The organism is Arthrobacter globiformis, assembly GCF_030818015.1.
Classification (GTDB): domain Bacteria; phylum Actinomycetota; class Actinomycetes; order Actinomycetales; family Micrococcaceae; genus Arthrobacter; species Arthrobacter globiformis_C.
This window is the reverse complement of the sequence record NZ_JAUSZX010000001.1, coordinates 687,369-706,852: the sequence shown is the minus strand read 5'-3', so window position 1 is coordinate 706,852 and position 19,484 is coordinate 687,369. Positions and strand designations below refer to the sequence as shown.

Here is a 19,484-nt window from a genome sequence, read left to right as displayed (position 1 = left end):
AGGAAACGCGCTAGACCGACCCAATGGACGAATGGATAGAATCGCGCCCTCCGGCTGGGCATCGGCACAGACGGCACCGGAGTGCGGAGTCAGTTGTTACCGGGCGGGCGGTCGCTGGGGATCCTCCAGAGCGGGCTCATCAGGTTCGCCGTCCGGGCCCGTGGGTGGTCCCGGATTGTCCTGGTGCGGAACTGCGGGTTCCTCCAGGGGCGGGTCTTGGTTGGGGTCGAAGGGGAATCCCTTGGGTGAACCATCCTTAGGCTGGTCCGTCGGGTTCTGCTCCGGATCGGCGGGCGTTTCGCTCATGGTCTGGATCCTTAGCTGGTGGAAAGGCCAGGATATTTCCGGCCGGGCTACTCCAAGGATTACCAGCGCCGCCATGGATAGTCCAGAGCACCGGGTCCTGCGTGGAGCCCCGGCGCTGCCAGTTGAGCCAGGGCCGTCAGTTCACCAGTTCGGTGCTGGGGCGGCGGCGGCCGGTCCACTTGCGGTGGCCTGTCTCCAGTTCGACGACGTCCCGGCCGAACGAGGCCACCAGCGCCACGAGCGCCACGACAACGGCAGCCATGCCGATTCCACCGGGCACTCCGGGTGTGAGTGCCAGCAGCAAGGCGAAGGGCTGGAAGGCGCCGATAACCTTGCGCAGCCTCTTAACAGGCAGCACCCGTTTCAGTTCAGGCCTGATCCATCCCGCGGCCACGAAGGCGTACCACATGAGTCCGACGGCCAGCACCCAGGGGCCGACGACAGGTACAGCTGCACACGACAGCACAAGGACCAGCGCTGCGTCGGTCTGGACGTCCAGCCGACCTCCCGCCGGGCTCGCGCAGGCAAACCGCCGCGCAACGGCCCCGTCCACCGCGTCAAGAAGAAAAGCCGCCCCACCCAGCACGACCACCGGCATGGCGGGGCCGGTTCCGCCGAACAGCGCCGGAATTGTCGCCGCCGCAAAGCATGCCACCAAGACAGCACGAATCAGGGTAACGCGGTCCGCGGCCGTGGTCACCCTGGGCTTGCGGTTGAGGATGGAAGCCGCAGCATTTCCCATCACCGCCAGTCCGGCACCTATGGCGGCAAGGAAGTACGTTGCTTCAGCACCTGTAACGGTCAGGACCCAGCTCCCGGACACAAGGAAACCAGCCATGGCAACGGCTACGTCCACCAGAGCGCGCCTACCGAGCAAGACCTGCATATGCCTCCCTTGCGCTCATCGTAACAACAGGCGGTCCACAAGCATTCCCGGGCTGACCTCGGAAGATAGCAATAGAGGGCGCGCCAGCCAGCAAACGGGGTCTGGGCAAACTGTCCCCGATAGGAAAGACTCTTCCGCATGGCACTCGCACCAGTCATCGAGCTGAACGACGGCAACCGGATACCTCAGATCGGCCTTGGCACCTGGCCGCTGAACGACCGGGAGGTGAGTGACGCCGTCGTAAGAGCTGCGGAAGCCGGGTACCGGCATATCGATACGGCGGTGCGATACGGGAACGAGGCCGGCGTCGGATCCGGAATCCGAGCCAGCGGCCTGGACCGGGCGGAGTTCTTCATCACCACCAAGCTGGACGGGGAATTCCAGGGTGGAGATCTGGCCGCGGCAGGCCTTGAGGGCTCGCTGAAGCGCCTGAACCTGGACTATGTGGACTTGCTGCTGATCCACTGGCCGCTCCCCCGCCGCGGAGAATTCATCTCCACGTGGAAGACCTTTGAGCGGCTGCAGGGCGCAGGGAAAGTCCGGTCGATCGGCGTATCCAACTTCAAGCCGGCCCATCTGGAAAAGCTCATGTGGGAGACCGAAGTTGTGCCGGCCGTGAACCAGATCCAGCTCAACCCGTCCGTGACCCGCTCCGCGGACTGCGCCTACAACGAGCGGCACGGGATCGCCACCGAATCGTACAGCCCGCTGGGTGCAGGGTCGGGCCTGCTGTCCGCGCCCGTTCTGATCCGAATCGCCGGCAAACACGGCCGGACGGTGAGCCAGGTAGTGCTGCGCTGGCACGTGCAGCAGGGGCTGGTGGCCATCCCCAAGTCCGCCGATCCCCGGCGGATGAAGGAGAACATCGAGGTCTTCGATTTCGCTTTGGATGAGGAGGACCTGACCGCCATCAGCACCCTCGATGAAGGCCCCGAGGCAGGTGTAAATTCCGACGTCCAAGGCCACTGATGCCTGGGCCCGGGTGGGCGCTGCCAGCCGCTCCGGACTCGAAGGCGACTGGAAGAAAAATAGTAAGCATGTTTAGTATTAGGGAGAAGGACGAAGCGTATCCGGCAATCCGGGTAACTCCTTTAGCGGAAGAAGGAACGATAAAAGATGGGTTTTCTCGCATTTCTGATTCTTGGCCTCATCGCTGGAGCCATTGCTAAGGCCATCCTCCCCGGCCGGCAGGGCGGCGGCATTTTCATCACGCTTCTCCTCGGCGTGGTTGGCGCAATTCTCGGCGGCTTTATCGGCAGCGCACTCTTTGGAGTGGGGATCAACGAGTTCTTCTCGCTGTCCACTTGGCTGCTGGCGATCGGTGGCGCACTTATCGTGCTGCTGGTCTACGGCATGATTACCAAGCGTACGGCCCGCTAGACAGGGCAGTGCCGGAACCGGCTCCGGGGAACCTCCCGGGGCCGGTTCCCTACCCCAGGCCCTACCGGGCCCACCAAATCGTACAATCCCCTCAAGAGTAGGAGATCATCATGAAATCCAAACTTCTTTTCGGCGCCGGAATCGCTGCAGGCTACGTGCTCGGATCCAGGTCCGGCCGGGCAGCGTACGACAAGCTCAAAGCACGGGCCGCCAGCATCTGGGACAGCAAGCCGGTCCAGGACAAAGTCGCGGCAGCAACCGAAGCCGTCAAGGAAAAGGCCCCTGATGTCGGTGACCAGCTGGCGGAAGCCGCGCGCCGGGCCGGAACCGTACTCGGTTCGGCCATCCACCGCGATGCATCGAAGTCGGGCGACGCTGGCACCGCTTCTGCCGGCACTGCGTCTGCAGCCGGTACATCAGAAGACAGCGGACACGTGCCCGCCCATAGTACGCATCCGGAGACGGTCAACCTCGGAACCTCCGATGTTGAGTCCGATCCGGCACTTAACGACAGCGCGGGTCAGGACTGGTCGGACGAGGGCGGAGCCACTCCGGCCGGCGCCGCCACGAATGTAAATCCGGATAAACAGTAGCTCCAGAGTCTGCTTGAGCCTGCATCCCGGGCGGTGTGGGCAAGAACCAAAAATGTCAGACCCCTCTGACAATGTTTTCCTATGGAAGCCACCGGGGAAAACGCAGACGGTATGTCAGGCCGGGCAACACTGCCCGGCCTGCGTGCTGCCCTGCTGCATAGCATCCCCGCTTCCGGACGTCCGGCTTCTGCCGGATCGGGCACCGCCCGGATCAGGCACCGCCGATGCGGACACATCTTCGTCCGACGGCGGTGCTGCCGCCGGCTCAGCCATGCATATGCCCCCAGCCACATCCGAAAATGTCGGACCCCGTTGAGATAGTTTTCCTGTGGAAGACTTTGGGGAGGATCGAGCGGGTACCGCAGCCGGGACGGATGTCTCCGGCCTGAGTGCCGCTGCTTTGCTGCGGGGCCGCGGGCTTCGCCGCGTTCCCGTTGCCGGTTTCCGTTCTGACGCTGTTGTTGACGCTGTTATTAAGGACGCGTCCGACGGCGTGCTGCCGCCGGCTTTGATGCCGCCAGCCGCTTCGGCGCCGGATTGGAGTCCCCAGCGCTGGCAACCCCTGATTTGGAGGCGGGCCTGGCGCTGCTGGACTCCGCAACCACCGCGGCGCAGGAGGAGCTGGCCGCAGCCAACTTCCTTGAAGTGGCGGACTTCGCTGACCTTGCCGAGGAACTCTCCCGCCGTATCGAGTACCTCCAGTTGCTTGCTGCCGCGGCGGTGGACCGGACGCGGACCGAGGCGATCAACGCCGCCGCAACGGCCAGCCGCGCGGCCGGCTGGACCACCGGCTGGAACACGGAACCCGCACCCGCCACAGCCACAGCCACCGCCGGCGGCACCGCCACCGCCACCGCCACCGCCACCGGCACCGGCACCGGCACCGCGAGTGTGCCGGCGTGTGCGGTGACCTGGTCCCCGGCCGATGACGGGTCCCGGAACACCGCCGAATTCCTCCGCACCCGGCTCCGGATCAGCACCACCGAAGCCCGCCGCCGCCTCGCCCTCGCCAACGCCATCCTCCCCCGCACCGGACTCGCCGGCCGGCCCATGCCACCCGAACACCAGGAAACCGCCGCCGCCCTCACCGCCGGAATCATCTCCTCCCGCGCCGGAACCATCATCACCACCGCCCTGGACAAAGTCCGCCACATCCCCGACCCCGCCGCGATCGTCCACATGGAACACAACCTCACCCAGACCGCGATCGAAAACGACCACGACTTCCTCACCCGCATCGCCCACCGCTGGATCAACGCCCTCGACCAGGACGGCACCGAACCCAGCGAAGAAACCCTCCGCCACCGCCAAGGCATCTTCCTCCACCACAAACGCGGCGGCCTGCACCACTTCGAAGTCCACGCCACCACCGACCAATTCGAAGTCCTCACCACCATCATGAACACCGCCACCAACCCCCGCACCACCACCCCCAACACCACCCACCGCGGCAGCGACGGCAGCGCCGAGAGCACCGGCCCCGACAACAGCCCCGGCAACGGCAGCAGTGGCAGCGACAGTAACAGCGGCAGTAGCAGCGGCAGTGACGGCGGCAGTGCCGCCGCAGCCAACCTCGACGCGGTCTTCAACGCCCCCGCCCCGGTCCCGGACCTGGACCTGGACCGCCGCACACGCCCGCAGCAACTCCTCGACGGCCTCGTCGGGGGCTGCAAGGCAGCCCTCGCCGCCGGCACCCTGCCCACCACCGGCGGACTCCGCCCCCAGGTCATGGTCACCGTCTCCTACCAGGACCTCCTCAACAGCATCCAAACCACCGCAGCCCAGGGCCCCCGCTACAACAAAAACCGCCCCACCACCCGCCCCGGCACCCAGCCAACCGGTCCAGACACCTGGCACACCAGCGAACCCCAGCCCGATCCGGGCACCGACCCGCACCCCAGCCCCGGCACCGACTTCGCCGGCATCAACTGGACCGGCGCCGCGCTGCCCGGCACACCCACCACCGGCAGCGGAACCTTCACCTACACCGGACCCGTCACCGCCTCCACCATCCGCAAAATCGCCTGCGACGCCGACATCATCCCCATACTCCTCGGCACCGAAGGACGCCTCCTCGACATCGGCCGCACCACCCGCATCTTCCCGCCCCACATCCGCAAAGCCCTCACCGCCCGCGACCAAGGCTGCGCCTTCCCCAACTGCACCATCCCCGCCCCCTGGTGCGAAGCCCACCACATCACCTACTGGTCACAAGGCGGACCCACCAGCACCGACAACGGCGTCCTCCTCTGCACCCACCACCACCACCTCATCCACAAAGAACAGTGGAAAATCCACGTCAAAAACGGGACCCCCTGGTTCATCCCGCCACCCCACATCGACCCCCGCCAACAACCCCGACAAAACCACCACCACAAAACATGAACCGCCAGACAGGACGCCGCCGCGGGCCACAAAAAGCAGCGGCAACGCGGCGTATTCGTGCCAGGTACGGCAGGCACTGCGACCTCAAACCGGTGCCCGCCACAGGTGGGCGAACGTTGAATCGCTGCGGCTCCCGGAATGTCAGCCGCTCCCCGCGTTACAACCGCTTCGCGACCTACAACAGCTTCCCAATGACCGCTGTCGCGTCCAGTTCGGCTGACGTGGCAATCCGCGGGCTCAATCGCCCAATGACCATGGCCGCTGCAGTAACGGGAGCCTGCAGCCGGCTCGTTTCGATGAGGAGGTGCCCACCCGGCCTGAGCCAGGCCGCGGCTTCCGCGATGACCCGGCGCTGGATGTCGAGCCCGTCAGGGCCGCCGTCGAGCGACACCCGAGGCTCGTGCACGCGGGCTTCATGAGGCATGCTGCTGATTGAAGCCGTGGGCACATACGGCGCATTTACCGCCAGGATCTCAACATTGCCCCTGAGCCGGGCAGGCAGCGCCGAGTAAAGGTCACCTTCATGGACCACACCGCCCACCGGCACGACGTTGAGGCGGGCACAACGCACCGCAGCCGGGTCGACGTCGGAAGCGTGCACCTCAATGCCGGGCATCAGTGCCGCCAACGCAGTGCCTACTGCTCCTGAGCCGCAACACAGGTCCACAACAACCGGAGGGGTCGACGACAACGGCTCTGCGGACGCGGCGCCAACGAGTGCCGCAGCCTCGCGGACCAGCAGTTCCGTCCGGCGGCGCGGCACAAAAACGCCGGCCTCGACTTTGATCCGCAAGCCGCAAAACTCGGCCCAGCCGAGAATGTGCTCGAGCGGAAACCCGTCGACTCGCCGCTGCACGGCGTTGAGCAGCTCATTAGGGGCCAGGCCTGCGGACAAGAGGAGGTCCGCTTCGTCCTCGGCAAAGACGCAGCCGGCGGCGCGCAGCCTGCTGATGACGGTGGAGCGGGAAAGCGTTGATTGAACAGGCATGGATGCGTCCTTCGATTGAATGAGAGGCGCTCCGTGCATGCGTACGTCCGACTAACCTTGGCGGTCCGTAACGCGGCGGGCAGGGAGAACCCAGGCTGGCATTGCGTGAATTGTTCTCACCTCCCGGTAGTACTGAATCTGCCCGCACAGGCACTTCTAAACGTGCCCAGCAGTCAAATCGGCTCTGCAAGAATCCATGTTATCCGACGCCGAATCCGGCAATTGTTGGCAGGATGGAACGATGACCCACAGCGAAAACCACACGCTCATCTGGACCGGCTCCTACACCGCGGACAGCGGCGGCCATGGTGCCGGGATCGGGGCCGTATCGGCCAACGCTGATGGGACGCTCACCTGGCGCGGTACGGCGGCAAAGGCGGACTCGCCGTCGTTCGTTGCCGTGCACCGGCAGCTGCCGGTGGTTTACGCCGTCGGCGAGAACGCCAAAACCGTCCAGGCGTACCGGCGACGGGGAGAGTTCGGCCTCGAAGCCTCCGGCGAGCCCTGGGCGGCCGGTGAAGCTGCCTGCCATGTCACCGTCGACCCGCAGGGCAAATTTCTGGTCGTCGCGTGCTGGGGCGACGGCCAGGTCTTGCTGTACGAACTGACGGACGACGGCGACATCGCCAGCCGCCTTCCGGCGGCGCCATCCAGCGACCCGCACCGGGACGAACGCCCCAGCCGGGCCCACGCCAGCCTGGTACTCGCTGACGGCCGGATCATGACCACCGACCTCGGCCACGACCTCCTCCGCGTGTGGAACCACGTCCCCCGGTCAGGCCTGGTGCTGGACCATGAGGTGGTGCTTCCGAAGAACAGCGGTCCCCGCCACCTGGTGCAGCACTCCGATGGAACGGTGTTTGTGGTCTCCGAGTACTCCATCGAGGTTTTCGCAGCCCGGGCCGCCTCGGCATCGGGGAAGTTCGAGCTGGTCGGCCAGGGTCCCGCGACGTCCGACGGCGCAAAGGACGGTGACTCTGCGGCCGAAATTGCCCTATCGGCGGACGGACGGTTCGCATATGTCGGCACGCGGGGATCCAACCGCATCAGCGTGCTGGAGGTGACGCCGTCGGCAGAGGGCAGTCTGCTGACCCCGCTTGGCGACTTTGCCAGCGGCGGCGACTGGCCCCGTCACCACCTAGTCCACGGCGGATGGCTTCACGTGGCCCATGAGCGCTCCCATGACATCACAACCTTCCACCTGAACGTCCAGACCGGCCTTCCGGAAGGTCCGCTCCAGCGTCTCGTTGCGGGTTCCCCCACGGCCCTGATTGTGGCAAGCTAAACCGCAATCGACAAAGCCAATACAGGATTAGTCATTACCAATACGCCTCCATCACAGGAGCGATATTGGTGATCGGGCTTGCCTTGGACGAGTCGGCACCCTAACGGATTCCGGGCTTCCCCACCCGGACAAGCAACGTTGCTTTGCGGAAGGTCCAACATGTTCACCGTCCCTCGCCTGAATTCCCCGCGCCGCACCGGCACTCCCATCAAGCCCACCCGCGCAACTCTGGCAGCAGCCGGCGCGCTCGTCCTGCTGGCTGCATCGGCCCTGCCCGCGCAGGCAGCGACCGCCCGAACAGCCCCGCCAACCGAAGCGCCAACCCAAGCCGCGGCCACCAACAAAACCCCGGGCCCGCCGTCGGACACGGATAAAGGGGCCCATTCCCTCCGCACTCCTGTCACAGACGAGAACTTCTACTTCGTTATGGCCGACAGATTCAGCAACGGCGACACCGGCAACGACGAAGGCGGCCTGGGACCAGATCCGATGGTCTCCGGCTTCGACCCCACCCGCAAGGGCTTCTACAACGGCGGGGACCTGAACGGCCTGCTGGACAAGATCGATTACATCCAGGGGCTCGGAACCACGGCGATCTGGCTGACACCAAGCTTCAAGAACAAGGCGGTCCAGCCCGAGGACAATTCCGCCGGCTACCACGGCTACTGGGTCACGGACTTCACCCAGATCGATCCGCATCTGGGCACCAACGCCGAGCTGAAAGCGCTGATCGACGAGGCGCACTCACGAGGCATGAAGGTGTATTTCGACATCATCACCAACCACACCGCGGACGTGATCGGCTACAAGGAGGGCGCCCGCACCGGCTATGTTTCCAAGGACAAAGAGCCGTATCGCACCGCTTCGGGCGAAGCCTTCGATGACCGGGACTTCGCCGGCCGCGCAGACTTCCCCATGCTCGACGCCGAGACCTCCTTCCCGTACTCGCCGGTGCTTGATCCGGCGGAACAGAACCTCAAGGTTCCGGCCTGGCTCAACGACCCGACGCTCTATCACAACCGCGGCGACACCACCTTTGCCGGCGAAAACTCCTTCTACGGAGACTTCTTCGGCCTGGACGACCTGTTCACCGAACACCCGAGGGTCGTGGCCGGCATGACGGACATCTACGAGACGTGGATCCGGGACTTCGGCGTGGACGGGTTCCGCATCGACACGATGAAGCACGTCAACGACGAATTCTGGCAGCAGTTCGGGCCAGAAGTCCTGGCATACGCCAAGGAGCACGGCAAGGACGAGTTCTTCATGTTCGGCGAGGTCTTCGACACGTCCAAGAGCAACACGAGCCAGTTCACCACCCGCAACAGAATGCAGGCGGTCCTCGACTTCCCGTTCCAGGATGCGGCGCGCAATTTCGCCTCGAAAAGCCAGGATGCGAAGCAACTTGGGACCTTCTTCGCCGCCGACGATTGGTACACCGACGCGGACTCCAACGTCTACCAACTGCCCACCTTCCTGGGGAACCACGACATGGGCCGGATCGGCAGCTTCATCAGCACCGACAACCCGGACGCGGACGACGCCGAACGCGTGGCCCGCGACGAACTCGCCCACGAGCTCATGTACTTTTCCCGCGGAAACCCCGTGGTCTACTACGGCGACGAGCAGGGCTTCACGGGGCCCGGCGGGGACCAGGACGCCCGCCAGACGCTATTCGCCAGCAAGGTGCCCGACTACCTCGACGATGACCTGCTCGGTACGGACGGCACCCACGCCACCGACAACTTCAACACCGGGCATCCCCTCTACGCCAAGATCCGCGAACTCGCGCAGCTGACCAAGCAGCACCCCGCCCTGCGCGACGGCGCCCACCAGCACCGCTACGCCTCGGACGGGCCCGGCATCTACGCGTTTTCGCGCACCGATGCCAAGGAACAGCGCGAGTACGTGGTAGCGCTGAACAACAGTGAGGAACCTCAGACCGCCGCTGTTCCCACCTACATCGCCAAGCGCAATTACAGCCTCATCTACGGCGACGCCGCCGAAAACTCCAAGACCTCAGCCGACGGCAAACTCACCGTCACGGTGCCGCCACTGTCCGCCGTCGTCTACCAGTCATCCGGCCGGATCCCACGAGAGAAGGCGGCGCCCGCCGTCGCGCTGCAGGCCCCCGTTTCCGCCGCGGCTGCGGCCACGTCCGCCGGGGATAACGGCCGTATCCAGGTGACGGCCGACGTCGACGGCAACTCGTTCTACGAGGTCACCTTTGAGGCCAGGACGCCGGGCGGCAAGTGGGAGCGAGTTGGCACAGACGACACCGCCCCCTACCGCGTCTTCCACGATGTCTCGGGACTGGACACCGGCACTGCGGTGGAGTACCGGGCGGCCGTCCTGAACAACGCCGGCCGCACGTCGGTCAGCGCCTCCCGGTCGGTTGTGGTGCCGGACCCGCTGCTGGCCATCCAGCAGCCGGCCGAGGGCAGCACCGTCCAGGGGAATGTGGACGTGGTTGCCACGGCGGACCCGGAGAAGGCCAGCCACGTGGTGCGCTTTGAGCGCAGCATCGCGGGCGGGCCCTGGACAGCCATCGGCTCCGCAGATGACTCGTCGCCGGCCTACTCGGTGGCAGACGACCTAACCGCCCTGGACCTCGCCGACGGCACCGAGGTGCGCTACCGGGCAAGCCTCGAAGGGTCAAACGTGGTGAGCAATGTCCGGACAGTGGTGGTGGGCGCCGCACCGCAGCCCGACTCTGTCACTGTGGCGGGAAGCCTGAACAACGAGATGGGGTGCCCGGAGGATTGGCAGCCGGCGTGCGGGGCGGCGTTCATGGCCTTTGATCCGGCCGATCGCCAGTGGAAACTCACGGCCGACCTTCCCGCGGGGCAGTACGAATTCAAGGCGGCCATCAACGGTTCCTGGGATGAAAACTACGGCAAGGATGGCGCCCCAAACGGTTCCAACATCGTGCTGAATCACGACGGCGGCCCGGTCACCTTCCGGTACGACCACACCACGCACGTGATCACGGTCGGCTAGGCCCGCATGGCCTCCTCGACCGCAGCAAGCAGGGAGTTGAACCTGTCGTCGCCCTCAAGGCTGTCGATCAGCACGGGGTCCCCGTCGGAGTTGGCCAGCGGCACCTGCCAGTTGGGGTACTGGGCGGAGGTGGTGCCGGGCTGGTTCTGCACCCTGCGTTCGCCGACAGCGTCCACGAGCGCCACCCCGAGAAGGACTGAGGGGGTCTGCGCGAGCAGTCGGTGCAGCGCCTCGATGCGTTCCTGTTCGGATCCGGCGTCGCTGGACGAAAGGAAGCCCCGCTGCCGGAGCAGGTCCATCATTTTCTCCAGCTTGGCATTGTGCTCCAGGCGCTCCTCCTCCGCGGAACGCTCCAGCAGCCCCAACGCGTTCCGCAGCGTCACGTGGTCGCCGGCGAGGTAGCCGGCCGTGGGAGGGAGGTCGTGCGTGTTCACGCTGGAGAGCGCCTGCAGCCGGTACCGCTCGGGCGGCAGCGGGGCGTCACCGTCGTTCTCAAACCACAGGATCGAGGTGCCCAGGATGCCCCGCGCGGCCAGGTAGTCCCGGACCCACGGCTCGAAGGTGCCCAGGTCCTCGCCGATCACAACGGCGCCGGCACGGTGAGCCTCCAGGGCGAGGATGCCGATCATGGCGTCGTGGTCGAACCTGACGTATGCGCCGTCCACCGGTGAGTTCCCCTCGGGCACCCACCAGAGCCGGAAGAAGCCGAGGATATGGTCCACCCGGATGCCGCCCGAATGCCGCAGCACCGTCGCGAGCATCTCCCGGAACGGCTTGTAACCGGCCTCGGCCAGGCGGGTGGGGTGCCATGGCGGCTGGTGCCAGTCCTGGCCCAGCTGGTTGTACATGTCCGGCGGCGCGCCGACGCTGACGCCGGGCGCGAGGACGCCGTGCAGCGTCCAGGCGTCGGAACTCTGGAGGTCCACGCCGACGGCGAGGTCGTTGATCACGCCCAGGCGCATGCCGGCGTTGCGGGCGGCCTGCTGGGCAGATTCAAGCTGCTCATCACAGAGCCACTGCAGCCAGCGGTGGAACTCGATCCGTTCCGCCAGCTCGCCGCGCAGCTTCTCCGCCAAAGGCGAGCCGAGCGCAGCCGTTGGGTCGGCCCAAAACGGGTCATCGGCGTCGAGGTCCTCACGGATGGCGCACCAGAGGGCAAAGTCATCCAGCCCGGCGCCTGCCCTGCGGCAGTACTCCTCAAACGCCAACTGCCGCGACGGCGAACGGCGGACGTCGAAGATCAGCTCGAGCGCTGCGAGCTTGGCGGAGTAGACCTTGTCCCGGTCAAGCCGCGTGGCATCCTTGTTCAGCTTCCGACTCTGCTTCATGAGGCCGTGAACGAGCGACTGCTTCTTCGGCTTCAAGTAGGCCAGTTCCGGAATAGCCTCAATCCGCAGGTACAGCGGGTTGAAGAACCGGCGGGTCGACGGTGAATACGGCGACGGTTCCAGGGGCGGCACGGGATCGGCCGCGTGCAGTGGATTCACCAGCACGTAGTCGGCCCCGCGTGCGCCGGCAACCGCTGCAAGCTCGGCGAGGTCGGCAAAATCGCCCACACCCCAGGACCGCTTGGAACGGACGGAGTACAGCTGCGTCGCGAGCCCCCAGCCCCGGCGCTGCTCAAGGTCAGCTGCCGTGGACAGGCTGGCGGGGGTCACCACCAGCGTGGCTTCGGCAACCACCCCGGCCGCCTCGGCACGCAGGGTGTGCCACCCCAGGCCTGTGTTTTGTGGCACGGCAAAGGTGGCCCGGCCGGTCAGAACGCCGTCCACTTCCCGGGGTTCCACCCAAACGTCCTCCTGGACGGCCTCCAGCTCGCGTCCATCCTCGGTGGTGGCCCACATGCGGACGGTCGAACCGTGCGGGACATGGACGCTCACCTGCCCAGGTGTGCCTTCCTGAATCACGACGGCGGGCGGCAGCATCCGGCGCCAGGGCGCCAGTTCCGCCTCTGCCAGTTCGTGTTCGATGAGCTGATCGGTATGGGCGTGGACGCCCAGCGCGGCCAGGACGCCGATCAGGGTTTCGGCCGCAACGTTATGCGGCTGCCCGTCCCACCCCTGGTAGGACGTGCCAACGCCGTACGCCTCCGCCAGCCAGCGCAGCAGCTCGGGATTGACCCCGGTGTTGGTTACCGGCGCTCCGTTGCTCGCCGGCATTCGCGCGGAAGAAGGCTCAGGGGAAGAGGTTGCAGGGAAAGGTCCTTCAGGGGGAGTCGCGTGCTGCTGGCTGGGAGCCTTCATATGTCCGCCTCGTCTGCTGTAATCGGCCCGAAACTAACGCTGCTGCCCGTTGCGGCCGGCCGTTTTCAGCGCCCCCGCAACTGCTGGTTCCGATTATTGCAGGCTGCGTTGACTGGCTGGGGAGGCCGTGGGTCAAAAGCTCTATGGATGTCGTGCTTACTGGTGACGGCCAAGTGGTGATCCGCCGCAGGGGTGACCTGCCTTGGTGGTGACCTTCCCGCGGTCAGGCCTAAGCGGCAGCGCAGGCCTTCTGAAGCTCACGGACAGAATCGCTGGGAACCTTGTCGCCGGCCTGGGCGATTGCATTCAGGGGTCCGGTGATTTCGGCGGGCACGCCGGCCGTTTCGGCGCCGGCGGCAAGACCCGCGAGCGCAGCCTTGTCCGAGGAGCTCACCAGGCCGTCCTCGATCAGGGTGCAGATCTGGCCCTTCACCTGCTCGGCCGCAGCGTTGGCAACCTGGGACACCGCCGAGCTCGCCGCATTCTGGGCTGCTTCCTCGGCCTGGGCGCAGCCCGCCAGCAGGACAAGGACAGGAAGCATGGACATGGCGAGGAGGCTGCGTTTCATGATTCCACCCTAACAACCGCGCTCCCGGCGAACTTCGCAGGCAGAACCGTGACAACGGTGTCCGCCTAGCGCCCCCACGGGGAACGGCGGCGGCGCTGGCCTGGGCGCTTCCTCCGGGGGCTGGCAACTGTTGGCCTGGAGGCAGGGTCCGGGCGGTAGCCAGCTCCAAGGGGCACGAACAGCAGGCCGATTTGCAGCCGTCGGATCCGTTGACTTGTCTTGTGGACATCCCCTAGCGTTCCAGTCACTGACAACGTTGTCTACCCATCTCAAGTTGGGGAAAGGCACGCGCGATGAAGGGCGACACCAGCACAATGCACCAGAGAAAATTCGGCAGGCTACAGTTATGTACCGCTCTGACCGTGGCCGGCCTCAGCCTCGCCGCGGTACTCGCGGGAGCAGGGACGGCAACGGCGGCGGGCACCTCCGGCGACGAGCAGTTTCGGCCGGCCTACCACTACACGCCGCAGCAGAACTGGATGAACGATCCCAACGGGATGGTGTTCTACAAGGGCGTCTACCACCTCTACTACCAGCACAATCCGTCCGGCAACCAGTGGGGCAACATGTCTTGGGGACACGCCACGTCAACAGACCTGGTGCACTGGAAGGAGCAGCCGCTGGCCATCGCCACCGACGACCAGCAGGACATCTTCTCCGGCAGCGTGGTGGTGGACAAGAACAACAGCTCCGGCCTGGGCACGGCCGCGAACCCTCCTCTCGTGGCGATCTTTACCAGCGCCTACAAGGACGCCTCGCCGTACAAGGGGCTGCAGGCCCAATCCCTTGCGTACAGCCTGGATGAGGGCAAGACATGGACCAAGTACAGCGGCAACCCGGTGCTAAACCGCAACTCGGCGAACTTCCGCGATCCAAAGGTGTTTTGGTACGACTCCCCCGGCGGAGGCGGCTACTGGGTGATGGCAGCCGTCGAGGCTACCGAGCACAAGGTGGTGCTGTACAAGTCCGGCAACCTCAAGGACTGGACACAGCTCAGCGAGTTCGGCCCGGCGAACGCCACGGGCGGGCTCTGGGAATGCCCAGACCTGTTCCCGCTTGCCGTCGACGGCAACCCCGCGAACGTCAAGTGGGTGATGGTGGTCAACATCAACCCGGGAGGCGTGGCCGGAGGCTCGGCCGGGCAGTATTTCGTGGGCAATTTCGACGGCACCACGTTCACCTCGGAGACGACGAAGGCCAGTGACGCGCTGCCCGCGGGCACTCCCCTGGCAGGCTTCAACGACGGCACGTACAACGGCTGGACGGTGAACAACGAACCCGGCAACTGGAAGGACGGGCCATTCGCCGGGGCACCCGCGGCCGGCACCCTCACCGGGCAGAACGCCGTCACAGGCTTTGCCGGCGCCGGCCTGATCAATTCATTCAACGACGGCGACTGGCCGCTGGGGTCGATGGCCTCGCCGCAGTTCACCGTGGACAGCGATTACCTCAACTTCCTGGTGGGCGGCGGACAGCATCCGCGGGTCTCGGACAAGCTGGACAACACCCCGCCGCCGGGGGACCTGTTGTTCAACGGCTTTGAGGTACCGGACGGCTCTACTCTGGCCGACGCCGGGTGGACAGGAACCGGGGATCTGGCACCGGTGTTCCAGCCAGCAACCTCCGGCGGCGACTTCTATATCGGCACCAAACGGATCAACACGTTCGATACGGGAGGCGCGTCCAGCGACGAGAGGCAGGGAACCCTGACGTCGCCGTCGTTCACGGTAAACCGGAACTTCATGAGCATGCTGGTGGGCGGCGGACACCGCACGGCAGGCTCCGGACAGACGCTGGAAGCCCAGTTGCTGGTGAACGGCAACGTGGTCCGCAGTCTCGCCGGCGATGACGCTGGAGCCCTGAACTGGAAGGGCTGGGACGTGTCCGAGTTCGCCGGGCAGCAGGCACAGCTCCGGATCGTGGACCAGGCCACCGGCGGCTGGGGACACCTCACCCTGGACCACGTCATGCTGACGGATCAGGCCGCAGTGCCGCGTTCCGATGAGACCACCGTCAACCTCGTGGTGGACGGCAAGGTGGTCAGGTCGGCCACCGGGGCTAACAGCGAGGTCCTGGACTGGGCATCGTGGAACGTTTCCGAGTTCAGGGGGCGGCAGGCCAGCATCCGGGTGGTGGACAACAACCGCTTCGGCTGGGGCCACATCCTGGCGGACGAGTTCGTCGCCTCTCCGCGGCCGGCCACGCCGCGGGTCCAGACCTATGACTGGCTCGACTACGGCCGGGACTACTACGCGTCCGTGTCCTTCAACAACATGCCGCAGAGCAAGCGCATCATGCTCGGCTGGATGAACAACTGGGACTACGCCAACAACATTCCAACCTCGCCATGGCGCAGCGCCATGTCCCTCCCCCGCGAAGTTGCCCTGACGCAGACGGCCAACGGTCCACGGCTGACGCAGAAGGCAGTCCAGCAGGTGGATGGCCTCGGCACAAAGGAAAGCTACGCCGAAAAGCGGGCGCGGAACATTCCCGCCGGCACCCACGCGCTGCCGTCTGCGGCCTCGGGCGACGTGCAGCGGATCGACGTGACGTTCGCCCCCGGATCAGCGTCCAAGGCCGGGATCACAGTCCTGGGGAACGGCAGTAAATCGACGGTCATCGGCTACGACAAGGCAACCGGGGAGCTGTACGTCGACCGAAGCAACTCCGGCAGCACTGACTTCCACCCGCTCTTCGTTTCGGTTGACTCCGCCCCCGTGACCGTAGACGTGAGCGGCAACGTGACGCTGCGCATCTACGTGGACCGGTCCTCGGTGGAGGTGTTCGCCCAGAACGGCCTGCGGACCATCACGGACCAGGTCTTCCCCGAACAGGGCGCCAACCAGGTGGCGCTCTTCGCTGAAGGGGGAACCGCCCGACTGAAGTCACTGACCGTCACGCCGCTCAGCCGGTCCATGTTCTTGGCAGCGCAAGTGCCCACCAAGAACAGGAAGTAACGGCCGGTAAACGGGAGGCCGGTGTCCGCAGAACCTGCGGACACCGGCCTTATTCGTGCCGGACCGGGCCGTTTAGCACCGCCCTGGCCGGGCGGTCTTTGTGGCGAGGCGGCGTCGGGTTTAGTGGACCGGCTGCAGCCAGGTCAGCACCGAGCCGTCCTCCTCGATATGGTCCGCGAGCTCCCTGTTGAACCGGGCGCCGTAGTCCGCTGTGATGTGTTCCTGGAAGGCTGCATCGTCCTCGTACACCTCGAACACGAAGTACTCCCGGGGGTTGCTTTCCCGGGTGTACGGCAGGAACAGCTGGTTGCCGGGCTCACTGCGCACCTGCTCGGTGAGTTCGCGCATCATTTGGGCAACCCGGGCTTCACTGCCTGGCTTGACGGTGAATTCGGCGTAGAGCGTCTTGGTCATGATTCTCCTGTCGGGGGTGAGGGTTTGGTGGTCTGGTTCATTCCGGCGGGCTGTTCATTCCGGCGGGCGCAGCTCGCCGGACCCGCGGGTTATGAGCTCTGAGGCGACGACGTAGGTCTCCGCCGCGCTGTGGTCGCCGTCGATCCTGGCCAGCAGGCGTTCGGCGGCGAGCTTTCCGATCCGGTCGGGATGCTGGGCAATCACGGTCACGCCCGGTTCCATCATGTCGGCCAAGGTGAAGTCGTCGAAGCCGACGAGGGCAACGCGCTTGCTGGCGCCGAGCTCTTTCAGCGCCCGCATGACGCCGAACGTGACGAGGTTCTGGCTGGAGAAGATGGCCGTGGGCGGGGCCTCCGACGTCAGCAACTGAAGGGCGGCCCGCCTCGCCGAATCCTCGTCGTGGAGGCCTTCGAGCACCGGAACCGAGGAGGTCGCGATGCCCGCCCTGCCAACTTCTTCGATGAAGCCGCGCCGGCGTTCGCGGGCAGTCTGGATATCTGTGCGGTCGCCCAGATAGGCAAGCTTCGTGTGGCCGTGTGCGATCAGGTGGCGGGCGGCCATGGCTGATCCGACCGCGTTATCCGTCACCACTGCGTCTGCCTCGATGCCCACGGGTTCGCGGTCGATGAAGACCATCGGCAGGTCGCGTGAGTGCTCCGGGATGACGTAGGACTGGCTTTTCGCGATGGGCGTCAGGACCAGGCCGTCCACACGCCGGCCAAGGAAGGCGGCAACCAGGGCTTTCTCCCGTTCGGGGTCGTCATCGAGGCTGGCGGCGAAGACCGCAATGCCTCGCGCGGTCAGGGCGTCCTCCAGGGCGCGGTGAATCTCGCCGCTGAAGGGGTTGGACACGCTTGGCAGCAGGAGACCGATGGAAAGGGTCTGGCGGCCGGCCCGACGAAGGCTTCCCGCCGCCATGTCCAGCTGGTAATTGAGCTGCTGGGAGGCGCCGAGGACGCGCTGGCGGGTCGCCTCTGACACCCCCGGTTCATCGTTCATCACCCGGGAGACGGTCTTGATGCCGACGCCGGCCAGTGCCGCGACATGGCGCATAGTCGGCCGGTTCTTTGCGGTATCGGGCTGGTAACGATTAGACATCGTTGTCATTATTGGGTCCTTCATCATCGAATTTCTCTTGACTGTACCTTGTGATCTTGATTACATGATGCATGACATCGTTGTCAGGCACCAGAAGTGCCACGAAAACAGGAGATTCAATGTTGAGTTCCAAAGCCCCGCGGACAGTCACCCACCGCCTGCTTGCCATCGGTGCAGTCCTGACCCTCGGCACGCTCAGCCTCACCGCTTGCGGCGGGAGTTCCCCGACCACCTCGTCAGCCGGAAGCTCTTCGGGCGAGAAGGTCGGTGTGTCCCTGATCGTCAAGACCACCTCGAACCCGTTCTTCGTTTCCATGCAGGACGGCGCCAAGAAGGCCGCCGAAACCGACGGCGTGGACCTCAAGCTCGCAGCAGGCAAGGCCGACGGCGACGAAGAGACGCAGATCCAGGCAATCGAAAACGCAATCTCCAAAGGCGACAAGGGCATCCTCATCACGCCCAACGGCCCTTCCGTCGTGGATGCGCTGAAGAAGGCCAAGGACGCCGGGCTGTTCGTCATCGCCCTGGACACCCCGCCGGACCCCGCTGACGCCGCCGACATCACCTTCGCCACCGACAACTTCGCCGCCGGTGAACTGATCGGCAAATGGACCGCCGCGCAGCTTGGCGGCAAGAAGGCCACCATCGCGCTGCTGGACCTGTTCGACGACAAGGTCGTCTCGGTGGACTACAACCGGGACCAGGGCTTCCTCACCGGCCTCGGCATCGACACCGCGGACAAGAAGAAGAACGGTGACGAGGCCAAGACCGGCAAGTACACCGGTGGCAAGGGCGGCGACTACGAAATCGTGGGCAGCCAGGCAAGCCAGGGCGCTGAAGACGGCGGCCGGACCGCGATGGAGACCCTCCTCGCCAAGAACCCGAACATCAATGTGGTCTACACGATCAACGAGCCAGCTGCGGCCGGCGCCTTCGAGGCGCTGAAGTCTGCCGGCAAGGAAAAGGACGTGCTGGTGGTCTCGGTGGACGGCGGCTGCTCGGGCGTCAACAACGTCAAGGCCGGCGTGATCGGCGCCACTGCCCAGCAGTACCCGGTGAAGATGGCGGAACTGGGCGTCAAGGCCATCGTTGAGCTGGCCAAGACCGGCAAGAAGCCGGCCAACTCACCAGGACTGGACTTCTACAACACCGGCGTCGAGCTCGTCACGGATAAGGCCGTCGACGGCGTCAAGAGCATCACCACGTCCGAGGCCTCCAAGATCTGCTGGGGCAAGTAACCAGCATGGACCCCGCACCGCGGGAGGGCGCTGAAGATTCAGTACTCTCCCGCGGTTCACAGCAGGAGAATTAACTGCAGAAGCAGCAGCCGCCGCACCAGCCCCAGCCGAACCAGCCCCAGCAGGACCTTGAAGTTCAGGAG

The 19,484-nt window shown here is 65.5% G+C and carries 15 protein-coding genes; 8 read left to right on the top strand and 7 right to left on the bottom strand.

Annotation, left to right across the window (positions count from 1 at the left end):
- Positions 1 to 96: 96 nt before the first annotated feature.
- A complete protein-coding gene (locus QFZ23_RS03270) occupies positions 97 to 306 on the bottom strand; it encodes a hypothetical protein (RefSeq protein ID WP_306920508.1) in 210 nt (69 codons plus the stop codon).
- 136 nt (positions 307 to 442) lie between these two features.
- A complete protein-coding gene (locus tag QFZ23_RS03265) occupies positions 443 to 1,162 on the bottom strand; it encodes a CDP-alcohol phosphatidyltransferase family protein (protein WP_306920507.1) in 720 nt (239 codons plus the stop codon).
- Positions 1,163 to 1,330: 168 nt separating this feature from the next.
- On the opposite strand from QFZ23_RS03265, the gene QFZ23_RS03260 reads away from it, so the two are divergent.
- The 4 genes from QFZ23_RS03260 (at position 1,331) to QFZ23_RS03245 (ending at position 5,550) form a co-directional block, all read left to right on the top strand.
- Entirely contained in the window at positions 1,331 to 2,161 is an 831-nt protein-coding gene (locus QFZ23_RS03260; protein WP_306920506.1) for an aldo/keto reductase, read from the top strand.
- A 147-nt stretch (positions 2,162 to 2,308) separates the two neighbouring features.
- Entirely contained in the window at positions 2,309 to 2,572 is a 264-nt protein-coding gene (locus tag QFZ23_RS03255; protein ID WP_306920505.1) for a GlsB/YeaQ/YmgE family stress response membrane protein, read from the top strand.
- A 110-nt stretch (positions 2,573 to 2,682) separates the two neighbouring features.
- Entirely contained in the window at positions 2,683 to 3,165 is a 483-nt protein-coding gene (locus QFZ23_RS03250) for a hypothetical protein (protein WP_306920504.1), read from the top strand.
- Between the two features lie 537 nt (positions 3,166 to 3,702).
- Positions 3,703 to 5,550, top strand: a complete 1,848-nt coding sequence (locus QFZ23_RS03245) for an HNH endonuclease signature motif containing protein (protein WP_306920503.1) — start codon at positions 3,703 to 3,705, stop codon at positions 5,548 to 5,550.
- 175 nt (positions 5,551 to 5,725) lie between these two features.
- On the opposite strand, the gene QFZ23_RS03240 is transcribed toward QFZ23_RS03245, so the two are convergent.
- A complete protein-coding gene (locus QFZ23_RS03240; RefSeq protein ID WP_306920502.1) occupies positions 5,726 to 6,538 on the bottom strand; it encodes a putative protein N(5)-glutamine methyltransferase in 813 nt (270 codons plus the stop codon).
- A 241-nt stretch (positions 6,539 to 6,779) separates the two neighbouring features.
- Here QFZ23_RS03240 and QFZ23_RS03235 point away from each other — a divergent pair, with 241 nt between their 5' ends.
- The gene (locus QFZ23_RS03235; protein WP_306920501.1) at positions 6,780 to 7,823 is read left to right on the top strand and encodes a lactonase family protein; all 1,044 of its coding nucleotides are present in this window, start codon (positions 6,780 to 6,782) and stop codon (positions 7,821 to 7,823) included.
- Positions 7,824 to 7,982: 159 nt separating this feature from the next.
- Positions 7,983 to 10,823: an alpha-amylase family glycosyl hydrolase gene (locus QFZ23_RS03230; RefSeq protein WP_306920500.1), complete on the top strand. Its 2,841-nt coding sequence runs from the start codon at positions 7,983 to 7,985 to the stop codon at positions 10,821 to 10,823.
- Here QFZ23_RS03230 and malQ read toward each other — a convergent pair.
- Together malQ and QFZ23_RS03220 are read right to left on the bottom strand one after the other, a co-directional pair.
- A complete protein-coding gene (malQ, locus tag QFZ23_RS03225; protein ID WP_306920499.1) occupies positions 10,820 to 12,982 on the bottom strand; it encodes a 4-alpha-glucanotransferase in 2,163 nt (720 codons plus the stop codon). The two genes, QFZ23_RS03230 and malQ, sit on opposite strands and share 4 nt — an antisense overlap.
- Before the next feature lie 313 nt (positions 12,983 to 13,295).
- Positions 13,296 to 13,634, bottom strand: a complete 339-nt coding sequence (locus QFZ23_RS03220; protein ID WP_306920498.1) for a hypothetical protein — start codon at positions 13,632 to 13,634, stop codon at positions 13,296 to 13,298.
- A gap of 293 nt (positions 13,635 to 13,927) precedes the next feature.
- Between QFZ23_RS03220 and QFZ23_RS03215 the strand changes: the two genes are divergently transcribed.
- Entirely contained in the window at positions 13,928 to 16,591 is a 2,664-nt protein-coding gene (locus QFZ23_RS03215) for a GH32 C-terminal domain-containing protein (protein WP_306920497.1), read from the top strand.
- Positions 16,592 to 16,711: 120 nt separating this feature from the next.
- On the opposite strand, the gene QFZ23_RS03210 is transcribed toward QFZ23_RS03215, so the two are convergent.
- Positions 16,712 to 17,005, bottom strand: coding sequence for a putative quinol monooxygenase (locus QFZ23_RS03210; RefSeq protein ID WP_306920496.1), 294 nt, complete (start codon positions 17,003 to 17,005; stop codon positions 16,712 to 16,714).
- Positions 17,006 to 17,059: 54 nt separating this feature from the next.
- Entirely contained in the window at positions 17,060 to 18,058 is a 999-nt protein-coding gene (locus QFZ23_RS03205; protein ID WP_306926634.1) for a LacI family DNA-binding transcriptional regulator, read from the bottom strand.
- A gap of 164 nt (positions 18,059 to 18,222) precedes the next feature.
- On the opposite strand from QFZ23_RS03205, the gene QFZ23_RS03200 reads away from it, so the two are divergent.
- Positions 18,223 to 19,341: a substrate-binding domain-containing protein gene (locus tag QFZ23_RS03200; protein ID WP_306920495.1), complete on the top strand. Its 1,119-nt coding sequence runs from the start codon at positions 18,223 to 18,225 to the stop codon at positions 19,339 to 19,341.
- Positions 19,342 to 19,484 lie beyond the last annotated feature (143 nt).